18 protein-coding genes are annotated in these 17,575 nt (G+C 62.1%); 8 read left to right on the top strand and 10 right to left on the bottom strand.

Features of this window, described 5'->3' with window-relative positions; genetic code table 11:
- The 5 genes from AC1DVH_RS09565 to AC1DVH_RS09585 form a co-directional block, all read right to left on the bottom strand.
- A partial coding sequence (locus AC1DVH_RS09565) for a diguanylate cyclase domain-containing protein (RefSeq protein WP_477753584.1) occupies positions 1-282 on the bottom strand: 282 nt, incomplete at its 3' end.
- A 74-nt stretch (positions 283-356) separates the two neighbouring features.
- The gene (locus AC1DVH_RS09570) at positions 357-938 is read right to left on the bottom strand and encodes a hypothetical protein (protein ID WP_477753585.1); all 582 of its coding nucleotides are present in this window, start codon (positions 936-938) and stop codon (positions 357-359) included.
- A 1-nt stretch (position 939) separates the two neighbouring features.
- On the bottom strand, positions 940-3,108 hold the full coding sequence (locus tag AC1DVH_RS09575; protein WP_477753586.1) for a xanthine dehydrogenase family protein molybdopterin-binding subunit: 2,169 nt from the start codon (positions 3,106-3,108) through the stop codon (positions 940-942).
- Between the two features lie 7 nt (positions 3,109-3,115).
- Positions 3,116-3,571 carry a (2Fe-2S)-binding protein gene (locus tag AC1DVH_RS09580; protein ID WP_477753587.1) on the bottom strand — a complete coding sequence of 152 codons (456 nt, stop codon included), beginning with the start codon at positions 3,569-3,571 and terminating at the stop codon, positions 3,116-3,118.
- A gap of 172 nt (positions 3,572-3,743) precedes the next feature.
- On the bottom strand, positions 3,744-4,898 hold the full coding sequence (locus AC1DVH_RS09585; protein ID WP_477753588.1) for an NnrS family protein: 1,155 nt from the start codon (positions 4,896-4,898) through the stop codon (positions 3,744-3,746).
- A gap of 339 nt (positions 4,899-5,237) precedes the next feature.
- Between AC1DVH_RS09585 and AC1DVH_RS09590 the strand changes: the two genes are divergently transcribed.
- Both AC1DVH_RS09590 and AC1DVH_RS09595 read left to right on the top strand, forming a co-directional pair.
- Complete coding sequence (locus AC1DVH_RS09590) at positions 5,238-5,741, top strand: VOC family protein (RefSeq protein WP_477753589.1); 504 nt, start codon at positions 5,238-5,240, stop codon at positions 5,739-5,741.
- A 33-nt stretch (positions 5,742-5,774) separates the two neighbouring features.
- Complete coding sequence (locus AC1DVH_RS09595; RefSeq protein ID WP_477753590.1) at positions 5,775-6,608, top strand: AraC family ligand binding domain-containing protein; 834 nt, start codon at positions 5,775-5,777, stop codon at positions 6,606-6,608.
- 371 nt (positions 6,609-6,979) lie between these two features.
- On the opposite strand, the gene AC1DVH_RS09600 is transcribed toward AC1DVH_RS09595, so the two are convergent.
- On the bottom strand, positions 6,980-7,567 hold the full coding sequence (locus AC1DVH_RS09600) for a LysE family translocator (protein ID WP_477753591.1): 588 nt from the start codon (positions 7,565-7,567) through the stop codon (positions 6,980-6,982).
- Positions 7,568-7,653: 86 nt separating this feature from the next.
- On the bottom strand, positions 7,654-8,985 hold the full coding sequence (locus tag AC1DVH_RS09605; protein ID WP_477753592.1) for an aminotransferase-like domain-containing protein: 1,332 nt from the start codon (positions 8,983-8,985) through the stop codon (positions 7,654-7,656).
- Positions 8,986-9,074: 89 nt separating this feature from the next.
- Here AC1DVH_RS09605 and AC1DVH_RS09610 point away from each other — a divergent pair, with 89 nt between their 5' ends.
- The 5 genes from AC1DVH_RS09610 to AC1DVH_RS09630 all read left to right on the top strand — a co-directional run bounded on the left by AC1DVH_RS09610 (position 9,075) and on the right by AC1DVH_RS09630 (position 13,486).
- A complete protein-coding gene (locus tag AC1DVH_RS09610; RefSeq protein WP_477753593.1) occupies positions 9,075-9,971 on the top strand; it encodes a DMT family transporter in 897 nt (298 codons plus the stop codon).
- Positions 9,972-10,032: 61 nt separating this feature from the next.
- Entirely contained in the window at positions 10,033-10,275 is a 243-nt protein-coding gene (locus AC1DVH_RS09615) for a GDCCVxC domain-containing (seleno)protein (RefSeq protein ID WP_477753611.1), read from the top strand.
- A 659-nt stretch (positions 10,276-10,934) separates the two neighbouring features.
- Positions 10,935-12,017, top strand: a complete 1,083-nt coding sequence (locus tag AC1DVH_RS09620; protein WP_477753594.1) for a bifunctional transcriptional activator/DNA repair enzyme AdaA — start codon at positions 10,935-10,937, stop codon at positions 12,015-12,017.
- A 34-nt stretch (positions 12,018-12,051) separates the two neighbouring features.
- The gene (locus tag AC1DVH_RS09625; RefSeq protein ID WP_477753595.1) at positions 12,052-12,864 is read left to right on the top strand and encodes an isocitrate lyase/PEP mutase family protein; all 813 of its coding nucleotides are present in this window, start codon (positions 12,052-12,054) and stop codon (positions 12,862-12,864) included.
- Positions 12,865-12,868: 4 nt separating this feature from the next.
- Positions 12,869-13,486, top strand: a complete 618-nt coding sequence (locus AC1DVH_RS09630) for a DNA-3-methyladenine glycosylase family protein (protein WP_477753596.1) — start codon at positions 12,869-12,871, stop codon at positions 13,484-13,486.
- Positions 13,487-13,625: 139 nt separating this feature from the next.
- Here the strand turns inward: AC1DVH_RS09630 and AC1DVH_RS09635 are convergent, their stop codons facing one another.
- The 3 genes from AC1DVH_RS09635 to AC1DVH_RS09645 all read right to left on the bottom strand — a co-directional run bounded on the left by AC1DVH_RS09635 (position 13,626) and on the right by AC1DVH_RS09645 (position 16,835).
- On the bottom strand, positions 13,626-14,723 hold the full coding sequence (locus AC1DVH_RS09635) for an extracellular solute-binding protein (RefSeq protein ID WP_477753597.1): 1,098 nt from the start codon (positions 14,721-14,723) through the stop codon (positions 13,626-13,628).
- 2 nt (positions 14,724-14,725) lie between these two features.
- Positions 14,726-15,850 (bottom strand): agmatine deiminase, encoded by a 1,125-nt coding sequence (gene aguA / locus AC1DVH_RS09640; RefSeq protein ID WP_477753598.1) that lies wholly within the window; start codon positions 15,848-15,850, stop codon positions 14,726-14,728.
- A gap of 100 nt (positions 15,851-15,950) precedes the next feature.
- Entirely contained in the window at positions 15,951-16,835 is an 885-nt protein-coding gene (locus AC1DVH_RS09645; protein WP_477753599.1) for a LysR substrate-binding domain-containing protein, read from the bottom strand.
- Positions 16,836-17,043: 208 nt separating this feature from the next.
- Here AC1DVH_RS09645 and AC1DVH_RS09650 point away from each other — a divergent pair, with 208 nt between their 5' ends.
- On the top strand, positions 17,044-17,532 hold the full coding sequence (locus AC1DVH_RS09650) for a GFA family protein (RefSeq protein ID WP_477753600.1): 489 nt from the start codon (positions 17,044-17,046) through the stop codon (positions 17,530-17,532).
- Positions 17,533-17,575: the final 43 nt, after the last annotated feature.

The following is a 17,575-nucleotide window of genomic DNA, read 5'->3' on the forward strand; positions in this document are numbered from 1 at the left end:
GCCATACAGATAGCTCATGCGCTTGAATTCATCGAGGGTGAAGTACAGCAGCGTCGCCGGCGTCCCCAGCTCCCGACAGGCGTTCAGCCCGAGCCGGGCCAGTTCGCTGAAGCCATGGCGATTGGAGAGCAGCGTCAGCTCGTCCATGCTCGCCATTTGCACGCCCGCCAACTCTTGTTCGGCCTGGCGCGCCAGATCCCGCAGCCGTTCACGTTCTTGCTGTGGCGTGAGCAACGGGTTTGCGGATCGACCCGATTTGCCTGTTTTGCCTGAGATCAACATCATTCACTCCCTTGGCAGGTATGCACGTTAGAGTCGCCCATACCCGTATTGACTCCCTATTAGCGTGCCGCTGGTCAGCTACCCGCCAGCGGGCACGGCCCTCCTGCATCGGCCCAGCGCTTGAACCGGGTGACGAAGATATCGTGCGGTACCGACACCGGCGCGCGATTGCCGCCCGGATTCCAGCCCCACAGCACCAGCTTGTCCTCGCTGACGTGTTTGATCAGTGCGGCGAAATCCCGGTCGCCATTGCTGGAGCGATCCTTGATCATCGCGCACAACCGGTCGGCCGGCAGGCCGATCCAGGCCATCCGCTGCGCTGCTGGCGGCAGGCTCCAGTGTGGCGCTCCGGGCGGCGCGTGCGGACCATAACTGGCCGGCGGATTGCCTTGCGCATGGCACGTTGCACAGGGCAACCCGGCCGAGCCCTTGCCGTCGATGCCGCGCACGACATTCATCGCGTGGGGCACCCCGGCATCGAATTGCAGCGGCGAATCACCGGGAATGTGGCAGTTCTGGCAACGCGGGCTCTGGAAGACTTTCTGCACGGTGTCGAATGCCTGCAAGGCCTCGCGGTCTTCGGCGAACACGTGCGATGCGTAGGCGATGAGACAGATCAGGATCACCGTCCCAAGCAACCAATGATGTCGTTTCATCTCACACCCCCGACAGCTGCAACGGCAGCTCCCGCAGGCGCTGCCCGGTCAGGGCAAACACCGCGTTGGCCACCGCCGGCGCCGTGGGTGGCACACCGGCTTCGCCGATACCGCCGGGTTTGTCGCTGCTGGGCACGATATGCACTTCGACCACCGGCATTTCATTGAGCCGCAGCACCTGATAGTCGTGATAGTTGGACTGCACCACCTGCCCGTCCTTGAGCGTCAGCTTGCTGTGCAAGGCGAAGCTGAGACCAAAGGTGATGCACGACTCCATCTGCGCGGCGATGCTCTGTGGGTTGACCGCAATGCCGCAGTCCACCGCACACACCACCCGGTGCACACGGATGGCGAGGTTGTCCTGGGACACCTCGGCCACCTGGGCCACGTAACTGCCGAACGATTCATGCACCGCCACGCCCAGTGCATGGCCGTCCGGCAGCGGTGCCTTCCAGTTGGCCTTCTCCACCGCGAGGTTCAGTACACCGAGGTGACGGGGATGGTCCTTGAGCAAGGTGCGTCGATATTCCACCGGATCCTTGCCGGTCGCCGTGGCCAGTTCATCGATCAGCGATTCCATGACAAACGCAGTGTGGGTGTGCCCCACCGAACGCAACCACAAGACGCTGATCCCGGTTTTCGGTGAGTGCAGTTCGATCTGGTGATTGGCCAGTCCTTCGATGTAGGGGCTGTCGGCCACGCCTTCGACGGAGGTCTTGTCGATCCCGTCCTTGACCATGCTCGCTTCAAGGGAAGTCCCGGCCATGATCGACTGCCCGACCATCACATGTTTCCACGCCAACGGCAGGCCGTCGGCCCCCAGCCCGATGCGCGCATGGTGCAGGAACGCCGAGCGGTAGTAGCCACCGCGGATGTCATCCTCGCGCGTCCACACGGTTTTTACCGGTGCACCGGCGGCCTTGGCGACATACACCGCTTCGCTGACGAAGTCCGAGGTCGGATTGGCCCGGCGCCCAAAGCCACCGCCGAGAAACTCGGTATGGATCTCGACCTGTTCGGGTTTGAGCCCGGTGATTTCCCCGGCAACCATCTGGTCCAGGGTCTGGAACTGGGTACCGGTCCAGATTTCGCATTTGTCCTTGGTGATGCTCACCGTGCAGTTCAGCGGTTCCATCGGCGCATGGGCCAGATAAGGTACGCTGTATTCAGCATCGATGGTCTTGGTCGCTTTCGCCAGCGCTGCCTGGGCATCACCGGCCTGACCGGCGTTCAGGCCGGGGGTGGTGGCGAGTTTACGGAAGTTTTCCAGCAACGCCCGGCTATTGAGCCCGGCGTTCGGCCCCGGATTCCACTCGATTTTCAGCGCATCGCGCCCCAGCTTCGCCGCCCAGAAATGATCGGCGATCACCGCGATGCCCGTCGGTACTTGCACCACTTTGTGCACGCCCGGAATCGCCAGCGCCTCGGCGCCTTCAAAGGATTTGACGCTGCCGCCGAAGGTGGGTGAACGGGCGACCATCGCGGTCATCAGCCCGTCAAACTGCACGTCCATGCCGAATTTTGCCCGGCCAGTGATTTTCTCCGGCGTGTCCAGACGCTTGGTGGGTTTGCCGATCAGCCGCCAGTCTTGGGCGTCCTTGAGCTTGATCGAGGCCGGGTCCGGCCGTGGCAATTGCCCGGCGTCATCGGCCAACTCGCCATAAGTTGCACGATGCTCACCGGCAATGACTACGCCCGAGTCGGTATGAATCTCGGATGGAGCGACGTTGAAGCGCTTGGCGGCCGCGTCGATCAGCATCAAACGCGCCGCTGCGCCGGCCTGACGATAGCGGTCGAATTCCATCCAGGTCGAGGTCGAACCACCGGTGATCTGCATCCCGCCAAAGCCGGGCATGCCGTAATCGGCGGCCGATGCCGGGGAATGCTTGACGCGGATTTTCGACCAGTCGGCGTCGAGTTCTTCGGCGATCAGCATGGTCAGGCCGGTCCAGATGCCCTGGCCCATTTCCGAATGGCCGAGTAACACGGTGACGCTGTTGTCATTGCCAATGCGCAGGAAGGCGTTGGGCGCAAACACATTGCCCTGATTCTCTGCGCCCATGGCGAACCGGTGAGCGCCAGGAATGACAAAGGCGACTACCAGTCCACTACCCAGCAACGCACTGCCCTTGAGAAAACCACGGCGCGATAACGCGTTGATGCTGTTCATGGCCACCTCATCCCAGCTCGGCGGCGCGCTTGACCGCCGCGCGAATCCGCGGGTAAGTGCCGCAGCGGCAGATGTTGCCGGACAGCGCCTGATCGATGTCGCTGTCGGTCGGTTGCGGAATTTTCGCCAGCAACGCCGCCGCCGACATGATCTGCCCGGACTGGCAGTAACCACACTGGACCACGTCAAGTTCCGCCCAGGCCTGTTGCACCGGGTGCGAACCGTCCGCGGACAGGCCTTCGATGGTGAGAATCTTTTGCCCATCAGCCACCGCGGTGGCCGGTGTGATGCAGGCGCGTAGCGGCGCGCCGTCGACGTGAACGGTGCAGGCCCCGCATTGGGCTATGCCACAGCCGAATTTGGTGCCGGTGAGGTGGGCGACATCGCGCAAGACCCAGAGCAGCGGCATGTCAGCGGGGACATCCAGCTCCTGATCCTGGCCATTGATGTTCAGGGTCAGCATGGCGCATTTCCTCAGACTCACGGTGATCTGAAGGGGCGTCGCCGCGGCCTTGTACAGCCTGCGCGCGCCTCGGGTTCTCCCTTCAGCTAAGCGCAGATTTGCCGGCAGACCGTTGTGCATCGACCACCGGTCATGAAAAGGCCGCCTCGATGGGCGGCCATGGAACCGTTCGCTAGAGCCTTGGCCCTATTAAAATGCCGGTGTAGCGCCAGACAAAAACCGCAAAAGCGCTACACCACAGCAGCGCCGACAACGCCAACCCGTAACCGGAAAAAGGCACCAGCCACACCCGACACGCCCCCGCCAGCAACAACAGGACAAACCCCGCAACGATCGCCCTGGACGGCTGTAACATTCGCCCGGTATGCCCCAGGCTGACCCGTGCAATCATCGCCAGAATCAACCCGCCGATACCGCCGACGGCCAGCGAATGGGTGGCCAGGCTTTGCTGCGGCATCCAGCCCAGGTGCCACAGCGCCATGGCCAGCGTCGCTACCGCGAGCCAGGCGTAAGCCAGGTACAGCGACCACAGCAACGGCACGCGCCACAGGTCGCGGTCATGCCAGCGCCACAATCGCAGCAGATGCAAACCACTGATCAACGCAAACAACAGCGCCAGCCACACGCGCGGGACGTCATTCAATCCGGCGGCAAAGGACACCGCCGCCAACATGACGCTGATCAGCAACACCTTGCCCGGCAACGGATGGGCCGCAGGCGTTGCGGGCCGGTTCAGGCCGCGCTGGACAAAGAAGGGAATCACCCGCCCGCCGATCACGCTCATCAGCGCGCCCACCAGCCACAAGGCAGCCAGCACGCCATGGCGTTGCAGATTGGCGTCATCAACGGCGACCCCCAACAACGTCAACGCCTGACATCCGGCCAGCAACGACACCATCAACAGAATCGGATAATTCTCGCGCTTGCCCGCGGCCAGCAGATCGCGCCCCAACACCCACACCAACAGCGGCAGAAACGGAACTTGCAAGGCCAGCAGCAAGGGCGCCGGCATCGGCAACCACCAGGCCAGCCGCGCCAGCAGCCACACCAGCACCAGGCCGATCAGCGGCCAGCCCTTGAGCCCTGGCCGGCCGGTCCAGTTGGGCACCGCGGTCAGGAGGAACCCGGCAATGATGGCCGAGGCAAATCCGAAAGGCATTTCATGTCGATGCCAGGCGAGCATGCCGCCCAGCGGTTGCGCACCGGGCAAGCGGCCGTACAACCACAAGGCCCAGATCGCCACGGCGATGGCGGCGAAACCGGCCCCGACCAGAAAGAACGGTCGAAAGCCCAGACTGAAAGCCGGTGCAACGGCAAGCCGGCGCATCAAGCCACCACCAGGGCCGGGACTTCGCTCGACAGATGAAGAACGTTCTGAGGGTTGCTGAAGAAGTTGAACATTTTGCGTACTCCTGAAGGCGTTCAGTTGTACGTTTATCTGTACAAGTTCCGTGCCAGCTCTTTACCCCTTCAGATCCAGGCACTTGCGCTCATACAAGTCATAAAGACTCGATACATAAATAGTCTGTTTGACTCCATACAAGTCATTTCGACTATATCTTCGCAACCCCGCGGCAATTTTCTCGATCTACGGTACGGCCGAACGACCAGAGGCTGACTACGCTGAAAGTCCAGGACATGCGCAACCTGCAGAGGAGTTGGCACCATGCAACGCGTACAAAAACTCACGCCCTGCCTGTGGTTCGACGATCAGGCCGAAGAGGCAGCGAAATTCTATTGTTCGATCTTCGACCATTCGAAAATCACGGCCATCACCCATTACGGCCACGCCGGTTTCGAGTTCCACGGCCGGCCGGAAGGTTCGGTCATGACCGTCAGCTTCGAACTCGACGGGCAGAGTTTCACCGGTCTCAACGGCGGGCCGTTATTCAAGTTCAGTGAGGCGGTGTCGTTTCAGGTCAATTGCCTGACCCAGGAAGAAGTCGACCATTACTGGGGCAACCTGTCGGCCGGTGGCGTGCCCGAGGCCCAGCAATGCGGCTGGCTCAAGGACAAGTTCGGGCTGTCGTGGCAGATCGTCCCCGTGGCGATGATGGAGATGATCAAAGACCCCGACACGAAAAAATCCCAACGGGCCATGCAGGCGATGATGCAGATGAAAAAACTCGATATTGCGACGTTGCAGCGCGCCTTTGACGGCGAGAGCTAATACACTCGGGCGCTGACCTGCCGAGGAGTGAGCATGAAGCACGCCGTTGCCAAGAACGCCGACAAGGCCCCGCGCTTCTGGCGCGATGATGCCCTGCCCTTCATCGAAGCCCGCTCCATCGCCGACGGGCGCGAAGTCTGCTACACCCGGCACGCCCATGAGCACTTTTCCATCGGGGCGATCACCGCCGGGCGCAGCAACTATCTCCATGAGCAGTCGGCGTTCGAGGTCAGCGTGGGCACGGTGGTGCTGATGAACCCCGGCGACGTCCACGCCTGCAACCCGATCGAAGACCAACCCTGGTCGTACCTGATGCTGTACGTCGATACGCCATGGCTGACCGATTTGCAGCATCAGCTCGGGTTCAGCGATGACGCGGTGTTTCGCCGTTTCTCGGTGACCCATACGCGGGACGCCAGCCTGTTTACCGGCCTCGCGAGCTTGTATCAAGTGTTGGTCGATCCGCGGCAGGATGTCCTGTGCAAGCACAGCGCGGCCGTGGAGTTTTTCACTGATGTGCAGCAGCGATTGAACCCGATCGACCCACCGCTGCGTGAACCCAATTTCAAGCTGGAGCGTGCTGCCGATTACATCCGCGACCACTGCACGCAAACCCTCAAGCTCGAAGACATCTGCGAGGCGGCGCAACTGTCACCGTCCTACCTGATCCGCGCCTTCAAACAGCATTACGGCATGACGCCCCACGCGTTCCTGGTGAACCGGCGCATCCAGTTCGCCCAGGACCAATTGCGCAGCGGCAAGCTGATTGCAGACGTGGCACTGGAAGCGGGGTTCGCCGATCAGGCGCATTTTCAACGGGCGTTTAAACAGCATCTGGCGGCGACGCCGGGGCAGTATCGGGGGTGAGCCTGAGGCAGTATCTGTGGCCTGACTGAAACTGTGGCGAGGGGGCTTGTCGGAATGCCGCACCACCCCGTTCGGCGGCGAAGCCGTCGCAAAACCTGCATGCAGCATATGTTTGAAGAAACGGTGGGGGCCACTTCGCAGCCCAACGGGGGCAAGCCCTAATGCCTGTCAGTTAAACCCCGGACATTGTGGGAGCGAGCTTGCTCGCGATAGCGGACCGTCAGGCACCCCTTGTGTGACTGTCTAACCGTCATCGCGAGCAAGCTCGCTCCCACAAGGTTTGCGGTGTTCAAACGCTTAACTGACTGGCATTAGGGCAAGCCCCCTCACCACAAAATGCTCCCTCGCCACAGAATCTGTAGTGAATGCCGTTACGGCAACAACAGATACACCGCACTCGCCACCAGCAACAACGCCATCGCCCGATTGAACAGGCGCATGCCGGCCGGGTTATTCAGAAAACCGCGCAAAAACGTCCCGGCATAAGCCCAGCAACCGACCGACACATAGCAGATCACCAGATAAATCGCGGCGAACTGCCAGACTAGGCGCGCCTCGCCATCAGCGACAAACGCGCCCATGCCGGCGACACAGGCCAGCCAGGCCTTCGGGTTGAGCCATTGCATGATGGCGCCATACAGCATCGACGGGGCCTGCGCCGCTTCCCTGGCTTGCACGTGCCCATTGTCAGCCGCCAGCTTGAAGGCCATGTACAACAGAAACGCCACGCCCGCCCATTGCACCCCCTGGGTCAGCGCCGGCCAACGTTGCAACAACTCATGCAGGCCCAACCCCATCAGCACCAGCAGCAAGACAAACCCCAGCGTGGCCCCGGCCACGTGGCGCTGGCTGGCCCTGAAGCCAAACCGCGCCCCGGAGCTCAGCGCCACAATGTTGACCGGCCCCGGCGTGATCGAGGCGACCAGCGCAAACGCCGCCATGGACATCATCAGACTCATTGCACACCTTCTTCCATCGAGTTGAACAAGGCCCTCAAGGTAAAGAGCCGAGCGGCTCGCGTATTGAAGAAAACTGCCCTGCAGCGCTATGAGTAATAGCCAACGACGTTTTTAACCTTGCCCAAGGCAACGCGCAGCGAGTCCATGTCCACGGAGCCCAACGCCAGGCGTATCGCGTGCGGCACATGGGCCGAAATCGCAAAGGGCTCGGCCGGCGACACCGACACCTGCTCGCGCATCAGCGCCATCGCGATCTGGTCGGCCCGGGCGTCATCCGCCAACGGCAGCCAGATGAAGTAGGAATTCGGGTGACCGATGGTTCTGAGTCCCGCCAACACCTCGCGGGCCAGGGCTTGCCTGGCCTGGGCGTCCGCGCGTTTTTGTGATTCCAGTTGGCGCACAGTGCCGTCGTCGAGCCAGGCCGTGACGATGGCAGTCATCACGCCGGGGGTATTCCAGGTGGTCGCCATGATGGTGCGCTCGAAGGCGGCGACCCAATGCGCGGGTGCGGCGATGAAGCCAACACGCAGCCCGGTGGYGACATTCTTCGACAGGCCGGACACGTACACCGTCCGCTCAGGCGCCATCTCGGCCAGCGGTGGCGGTACGTTTTCGGCCAGGAATGCGTAGGCCGCATCCTCGATGATCGTTAAGTCATGCCGACGCGCGATCGCTACCAGTTGCTCGCGCTGAACGGTGTCCATCACCCAGCCCAAGGGGTTGTGCAAGGTCGGCATCGAGTACACGGCTCGCACCGATCGGCTGCGGCAGAGTTTTTCCAGGGCGGACAGATCAGGCCCGGTATCCGTGAGCGGAATGGGCAAGACTTCCAGATGCAGGGTTTCGGCCAGCGTCTTGAAACCGGGATAGGTCAGCGCATCGGCGGCGATCACATCGCCGGGCTTGAGCAGCGTCATCATCGCTACCGCCAGGCCATGCTGGGCGCCGCTGACGATCAACACCTGCCCGGCCGGCACGCTCAGCCCGCGTTCAAGCAGATGACGCGCGACCGAAGCCCGCTCATGCAGGCGCCCCGCGTGAGGCTGATAGCGCAGGAGGGATTCCAGGTCACCGGACAACGCCAGTTGACGCAAGGCAGTGCGCAGCAGGTCGGCCTGACCGGGCAATGACGGATAATTGAAATTCAGGTCGATCATCCCTGCAGCCACCACGTGCTGCGAGATGCCCTGCCCCGGCGGCAGCGAGGTTTCCCTGACAAAGGTCCCGCGACCGGTTTCGCCGCTGACCAGCCCCATGCCTTCCAGCTCGGCATACACCCGGCTGGCGGTGACCAGTGCCAAACCGTGCTCGGTGGCCAGTTGCCGGTGAGTCGGCAGGCGCGTGCCGGGCGGCAAATGCCCGGAACGGATGTCGGCGGCAAAGGCATCCACCAGGGTTTTGTAGCGGGATCGAGGCATGTCGAGATGTATCCATGACAATTTTTTGATTGTATCGATAGTCGCTCATACGATGAGTTTCGTGCAATCAGACAATGAGCGTGAGCCAAATGGAACGGACCTCGAACCTGCAACACCAGACGCTGGAAAACAGCACCGGCGGCTGGATCAACGGCCTGATCGGCGTGGTGATTTTCAGCGGCTCGCTGCCGGCGACACGGGTGGCGGTGCTGGAGTTTGATCCGCTGTTCCTGACGGTCGCGCGCGCGACCATCGCGGCGATCCTGGCGCTGTGCCTGCTGGGGTTATTCAAGGAAAAACGTCCGGCGCGCCAGCAACTGATACCGCTGCTCATCGTTGCCATGGGCGTGGTCATCGGTTTCCCACTGCTGACAGCGCTGGCACTGCAATACGTGACGTCCGCGCACTCCATCGTCTTCGTCGGCCTGCTGCCCCTGGCGACGGCGGTGTTCGGCGTCCTGCGCGGCGGCGAGCGGCCACGGGCGGCGTTCTGGATTTTCTCGGTGCTGGGCAGTTTGCTGGTGGTCGGGTTTGCCCTGTCCCAAGGGCTGACCGCCTCCCCGCAAGGCGACATTCTGATGCTGCTGGCCATCCTCGCCTGCGGCCTGGGTTATGCCGAAGGCGCGAAACTGTCGCGCACGCTGGGAGGCTGGCAGGTGATTTGCTGGGCGCTGGTGCTGTCGCTGCCGGTCGTGGCGGCGCTCAGCTGGATGCGCATGCCGGCTTCGTTCACCGGCATCAGCACGCCGGCCTGGTTCAGCCTGGCTTACGTCTCGCTGTTCAGCATGCTGRTCGGTTTCGTGTTCTGGTACCGCGGCCTGGCCCAAGGGGGCATCGCCGCCGTTGGGCAATTGCAGCTGCTTCAGCCGTTTTTCGGGCTTTCCCTGGCCGCCACCCTGCTGCATGAACAGGTCAGCCTCGGCATGCTGGGTGTCACCGTCGCCGTGATCCTCTGCGTCGCCGGGGCAAAAAAGTTCGCCAGATAGCCCGGTGTACGGTGGTTTACGCCCATGGCTGTACGGGTCTGACCGCCGCTGAACCGTGATCGTGTTGACCTGCCCGCATTGCAGTTTCGCCAAGCGCGAAGCCATGCCCACAGATGCCTGTCAGTTTTTCCATGAATGTGGCAATTGCAGGACTCTGCTACGCCCAAATCCCGGTGACTGCTGTGTGTGCTGCTCGTTTGACTCGATGAAGTGCCCACCGGTCCAGGAGCAGCGCGGATGCTGTGGCATCGGGACGGATGCTCCCCCACACGTGGGGAAGCCCATTTTTTGGGGGGAGATTTAGGGTCGGCTTTCGTCTGGAGGAAGTAGCCTGGAACGCAGCGCTAAAGGCCCAAGGCTTGCGGCCAAGCCGTCTTTCACTCAAATGGCCTGATTATTGCCTTATTGTTCATACGAGCTCCCAATTTACCAGGCATCCATGTAAAAACAGCGGTTATGGGAGGTGTGTCATGTGGAATCAGCCTCTGATGCTTGTGGTGATCTACCTTACTATCACTCTCAGCATCGGCTGGTTGTGGTCCATTGCTATCCTGTATTGGCTTTGACCCAGGGGAAAAGTGAATCACTACCTGATTTTATCAACACAAATGACCGGCAGCTTCACGCCCTGAGGAAGTCAGTCAACCAAAATCGAGGTTCTTGAGGGGCCGTGATGTCGGCGCCATTGGCGACAATGCGAAACCTGGGGATCATGGAATTTTTCCAAAAAAAAAACCCGCACAAGGCGGGTATGAAAGTAAGGAGCTTGAGTTATCAAGCGACAGGAGTGTAGACCATCAATCCCATAGCGCGACCTGTTCCTGTGCTGCAGCGGCTTCGGTGCTGCTGATGGCTCGTCGTGGCTGAGGGATTTGTTGTTTTTGTGGTCGATTACTTTCCGGTCCGAAATTCGCTGTCGATTTTCCGGTGGAGGCCACCCGTGACGCGATCTATGCTGCGCCCATGAACCTACAAAAAACGCTGCTTCCGCCCCGGGCCGAAATGCTTCGCGCCATGCTCGAACGAGACACCTCCTACGAGGGGGTGTTCTTCACGGCGGTCAAGACCACAGGGATTTTCTGCCGCCCCGGTTGCACCGCCCGCAGCCCGAAACCTGCGAACGTCGAGTTCTTTGCCAGCGCCGAACAGTGCCTGGCGGCGGGCTACCGCGCCTGCCTGCGCTGCAAGCCGATGGACACCGCCGCCAGCGCGCCGGACTGGGTGCAGACACTGTTCAAATCGGTAGACGCCGACCCTGAGCAGCGCTGGACCGACGCCCAGCTACTGGCCGCAGGCATCGAACCGCTGAAACTGCGCCGCTGGTTCAAGCAGCACTTCGGCATGACCTTCCACGCGTGGCTGCGCGCCCGGCGCTTGGGCATGGCATTGGGCGGGATCAAACAGGGCGACTCCATCGATGACGTCGCCTTCGATTCCGGCTACGAGTCCCTGAGCGGTTTTCGCGATGCCTTCCAGAAATCGTTTCACATCACCCCGGGCCGCGCGGCCAACAGCGAACCGCTGCTGTTCACGCGCCTGACCACGCCGCTGGGGCCGATGATCGCCATGGCCGAACGGCGTGGGCTGGTGCTGCTGGAGTTTCTCGATCAGGCATCGCTGAACCCGGCGGTCGAAGCGCTGCAAAACCGTTTTGGTTATGCCGTGGCGCCGGGGCACAACGCGCATTTGCAGCAGATCGAAGCGCAATTGTCCGCGTATTTCGCCGGCACACTCACTGAGTTCAGCGTTGCCCTGCACATGCCCGGTAGTGAGTTCTCCCGCCGGGTCTGGGCCGAACTGGCGAACATCCCTTACGGCCGGACCACCACCTACGGCGCCATTGCAGCGAGGCTGGGCAAACCCGGTGCCAGCCGGGCGGTGGGCCTGGCCAACGGGCATAACCGCTTATCGATTGTCGTGCCGTGCCACCGCGTGATCGGCGCCGACGGCTCGTTGACCGGCTACGCTGGAGGCCAGCCGCGCAAGGCGTTTTTGCTCAGGCTGGAGAACGCGGCGGTGCAGCTCACGGAGCAGCTGACGTTCTGATCCCCCACGTCTTTTTCAAAAGGAAGGAAGCTCGATGGACAGGCTCGACAATCAACTGCACCAACTGCATCACGAGGATTTGCTGATCCTCACCAACGTCGCCGATGCCGCCGGGGCGCGGCTGGTGGAGCAACTGGGCAACAAGGCCGTGGCTACCAGCAGCGCGGCGGTGGCCTGGGTGCATGGCTATCCGGACGGCAACACCCTGCCCCTTGAGCGCCTGGTCTCGACGGTCGAATCGATTGCCCGGGTCATTTCGGTGCCACTGACTGTGGACATCGAAGCCGGTTATTCCGATGACCTGGAACGGGTGGCGCAGGTGGTTGACGCCGTGATCGCCGCCGGCGCTGTCGGGATCAATATCGAAGACGGTTCCTCACCGCCGGAGTTGCTGGTACGCAAGATTGAGATCGCGCGCCAGGTGGCCGACCGACGCAATGTGAACCTGTTTATCAATGCGCGCACCGATGTCTACCTGCGGGGTCTGGTGCCTGCCGAAGATCGCGTCGCCGAAACCCTCAGGCGCGCCGCGCTGTATCAGGCGGCCGGGGCCAATGGCCTGTTTGCCGCCGGCGTTACTGCGGAGTACGAGATCAAGGCACTGTGCCAGGGTACCTCGCTGCCGCTGAATGTGCTGGGGTTCCCGGGCCTGCCGTCCCCCGAAGTGCTCGAGGCACTGGGCGTACGCCGCCTGACCGCAGGTTCGGGCATCGCCGAGTTCCTCTACGGCGCCATGGCCGGCATCGCCAAAAGTTTTCTGCAAACCGGCCGGTTCGATAGCCACGACCTGAAGGCGTTGACCTATGGCGAAGTGAACGCCCTGTTGAAACCGTCCGGGAAAGCCTGAGCCCATGTCTGACGGCTATCTGGCGGCCAGTGAGTTCCTGGCCGCCATCGATGACGACTGGCGCCGCCACATCGACGCCATCGGCCCGTGCCTGCACCAGCCGCATGCGGCGCGTGATCCCTATGAGTCGCTGGTGCGGGCGATTGCCTATCAGCAACTGCATGCCAAGGCCGGCGATGCGATTGTCGGCCGGCTGCTGGCGTTGTTCGGTTCGGGTTCGTTTCCCCGGCCTGAACAGATCGTCGCCACAGATTTCGACCAACTGCGCAGTTGCGGCTTTTCCGCGAGCAAGATCGCGACCATCCAGGGCATCGCCCAGGCGTCGCTGGACGGCGTAGTGCCGGATTACGCCACGGCACTGGCCATGGACGATGAAGCGCTGATCGAACGCCTGACCACTCTGCGCGGTGTGGGCCGCTGGACCGTGGAGATGCTGCTGATCTACAGCCTGGAACGCCCGGATATCCTGCCGGCCGACGACTTTGGCGTGCGTGAGGGTTATCGACGGCTCAAGGGCCTGGAGGTGCAGCCGACGCGCAAGCAGATGATCGAGATCGGGTTGGGGTGGAGCCCTTACCGGACAGTGGCTGCGTGGTATTTGTGGCGGCTGCCCGGGCGGTAGACCGCGTTATCGTTCATCGCGAGCAAGCTCGCTCCCACATGGACTTCTGTGTACATAAAATTTTTGGCAGACACAAAACCTGTGGGAGCGAGCTTGCTCGCGATGACGTCAATAGTGACACCACATCATCCAAAACCAGTCACAACCCCGACTTCAACCGACTGAACGCCCTGATCAACGCCCGGTTGAACACCTTGCCGTTGTCATTCTTGCTGTACAGCGAAGCCCTGACCGCGGCCGGCGGATACGTCCCCGGATCGTTGCGGATCGCCGGGTCGATCAAGCCGTCCGCCGCCGTGATCGCATTGGCGTAATGGATGCTGTCGGTGATCGGAGCTATCACCTCCGGGGTCATCAGGTAGTCCATCAATGCCAGGCCGGCCTTCGGATGCGGCGCGTCCTTGGGAATGACCATGGCATCGAACCAGATCAACGTGCCCTCCTGCGGAATCCGGTACTTCAGCGAATACGGCTTGCCCGCCGCCTCGGCCTGGCCCGCCGCGATGGCCACGTTGCCGTTCCACGACATCGCCACGCAGGTGTTGCCGTTGGCCAGGTCGCTGATGTTCAGGTCGTTGTCGAAGTAGCGAATGTAGGGCCGAATCTTCGCCAGCTGCTGTTCGGCGAGCTTCAGGTCATCGAGGTTCTGGCGATTGATGTCCAGGCCCATGTACTTCATGACCGCCGCAAACACTTCGTTGGGATCGTTGAGCAGGCTGACCCCGCAATCGGCGAATTTCGAGACCACGGCCGGGTCGAACAGCATCGCCCAACTGTCGGTCGGCGCGTCGGGCAGGCGCTGTTTCACGGCCTGTTCCTGATAACCCACGCCCGTGGTGCCCCAGGCGTAGATCCCGGCATAGCGGTTGCCCGGATCGAACACCGCCATGTGCTGGCGGAATTCCTCGCCGACGCCGGCGAAATGCGGCAGTTGCTGCTTGTCGACCGTCTGCACCGCGCCACTCTCGATGGCCCGGGACAGATGCTGCCCCGCCGTCAGCACCAGATCATAGCCACTGCGGCCAGTGAGCAGCCTGGTCTCGACGGTTTCCAGGGAATCGAAGTGGTCGGCCACCACATGGATGCCGGTTTTTTCCTCGAAATTCTTCAAGGTGTCCGGGGCCAGGTATTCACCCCAGATGTACAGGTTGACCACCGGCTTGGCGGTGTCGGCGGCCTGCACACACAAGGGTGCAAGCACCAGCAGTATTGCTTGAGTCAGTTTGTGCAGGCCCATGATCACACGCCTTTCTTGTTGGAGTGGGTGGCGGCGTACTGCGGCATGGTGATGCACGCGACGTTGCCGCCACCGAGGAGGATCTCCCGAGAGTTTTCGATGCCGACGATGCTGTGTTTCGGGAACAGCTCGGCCAGGGTCGCCAACGCCACCTTGTCGTTGCGATCACCGAACAGCGGCACCACGATCGAACTGTTACCGGCGTAGTAGTTGATGTACGACGCGCAGATTTTCGTCCCRGCCTGACGGGAGTGGGTGCTGTCCTGCTGGTCCAGGCCTTCGGCTTCTTCGGCGGTCCACTCCAGCACATCCGGCTGCGGCAGCTTGTGCACGATCAACTCGCGACCGCGACTGTCGCGGGTGCTGCGCAGAATGTCGTAGGCCTCCTGATAGATTTCCCACTGTGGGTCGTCGCGGTTGTCGGTCCATTGCAGCACCACTTCACCGGGGCGCACGAAACACGCGAGGTCGTCGACATGGCCGTCGGTTTCGTCGAACTTGCAGCCCCGGGGCAGCCAGATCACTTGCTCGGCGCCGAGGTAATCGGTCAGGCGGCGGGTGACTTCGTCCTTGCCCAGATGCTGGTTGCGGTTGCGGTTGAGCAGGCATTGCTCGGTAGTGAGGATGCTGCCCTGGCCGTCGCTCTGGATGCCACCCAGTTCGGCAATCAGCGGCGCGCGGTAGCGGTCGAAGCGTTCGATTTCGAGGATCTTGCTGGCGATCTGGTCATCCTTGTCCCACGGGTAGTACAGGCCGCCGTCGAGCCCGCCATAGGCGTTGAACTCGAAGTCGACGCCGCGCACTTCGCCACTCTGATCGTTGACCACAAAGCACGGGCCGCTGTCGCGCAACCAGGTGTCGTTGCAGGTCATTTCCACCACACGCACCTGCGGTGGCAACTGCCGGCGCGCGGTGGCGAACTGGGCCGCCGAGGCGCATACGGTGACTGGCTCGCTCATGGAAATGGCAGTAACGATCTGCACCCAGACTTTCTGCGCAGGCTTGGCACCGTTGCGCCAGACGTCGGTGCGCTCCGGCCAGCCGAGCCAGCAACCGGACTTGGCTTCGAATTCGCCGGGCAAACGGAAACCGTCCTGTTTGGGAGTGGTGTCGAGCAAACGGGCCATGGTCAAACCTCTTCAGCAGGGATTGGAATGACCACAGGCTAAGGGCGTTGGTGACTGGATCGCCAACGATGATTATTTCGGAACACTTGAATTCAACTCATCAATCGAGCAACTGATCGTTGAACCACTCCAGCATCTGCGCCACCGCCGGACGTTCCAGCCGCACCCGCTCGCACACCAGCGCGTATTGGCCCAGGGCGGTCATGCTCGACGTAAACGGGCGGACCAGCCGACCAGTGAGCAAATCCTCCTGGGCCGTCAAGTTGTCGCCCATGGCCACGCCCTGCCCTTGCGCCGCGGCCTCCAGCGCAAGCCCCGCATGGGCGAAATACAACTGGCGGTCCGGGCGTTGGTCGCCGGCATGGCTGGTGAGCCACGCGGTCCAGGTCTTGCCGTCCTGGTCGTCGTGTAGCAGGCAATGGCGTGACAGGTCCTTCGGGATTTTCAGCGTGCCCTGGTTGAACAGGCCGGGACTGCACACCGGAAAGAACTGCAGCGCCGGCAGCGGCCGGACGAAATATGCAGTGCTGTCCACCGGGCCGGTGCCGTAGGTGATCGCCAGGTCGATGTCTTCCCCGGGCGCCGTGGCGTCGATCGGTTGTTCGTACAGATGCAAGGTGATGTGCGGGTAACGCGCGTAGAAATCCGTGAGACGACTCATCAGCCACTTTTGCGCCAACTCGGCGGTGACCGCCAGACGCAACACCGCCAGGGATGAGGGATCACGCAGCTCGTCGCAGGCATCGCCAATCAACTCGAAGGCCTGCTGCAAGCTCTGCATCAGGCGTCCGGCGGCCAGGGTCGGGCGAATCTGCCGGCCCTCGCGCACGAACAGCGATACACCGAGCTGCTCTTCGAGCTGACGAATCTGGTGGCTGACCGCGCTGTCGGTGACACACAACTCGGCCGCCGCCCGGCCGAAATGGGCATGGCGGGCGGCGCATTCGAAGGTTCGCAGGGCTGCCAGGGAAGGTAATCGTCGCATCAGGTCATGTCCCGGTTTCGAGGGGGACATGCTGACTTGGCCTTTGGTGGGCGTCCAGTGGGGACCGCGTTATCGTTCATCGCAGACAAGCCTGCTCCCACAGGTTAGGGCTGTGTTCACCACGTGACTCTGTAGGAGCTGGCTTGCCAGCGAAGGGGCCTGACGGTCTAGGCTGTTCCGGGTACGTTCAAGACAACCGGAGGCTCTCATGCAACTCGAAGGTTCCTGCCATTGCGGCGTGGTGTCGTTCAGTCTGACCAGCACCCACCCCTACCCTTACCAGCGTTGCTACTGCTCGATCTGCCGCAAGACCCAGGGCGGTGGCGGTTATGCGATCAACCTCGGGGGCGATGCCGCCAGCCTCAAGGTTCGCGGGCGCAAGCACATCGCGATCTACCATGCACGGATCAAGGAAGAAGGCGACAAACGCGCCCACAGCAGCACCGCCGAGCGGCATTTCTGCTCGGTTTGCGGCTCGGGTCTGTGGTTGTTCAGTCCGCAGTGGCCGGAGTTGATCCATCCGTTCGCCTCGGCCATCGACACCCCGCTGCCGGTACCGCCGGAGCACACGCATCTGATGCTGGGTTCAAAGGCACCTTGGGTGGAGGCCGAGGTGCAACCTGGCGACAAACAGTTCGACGTCTACCCCGAAGAATCCATCGCCCGGTGGCATGAACGCCTCGGACTGGTCCGCTGAGATTCATTATCTATTTATTTCGGAACACAGTTCCCCTTGCACT

The sequence above is a fragment of the Pseudomonas sp. P4_C3 genome (genome assembly GCF_056402075.1).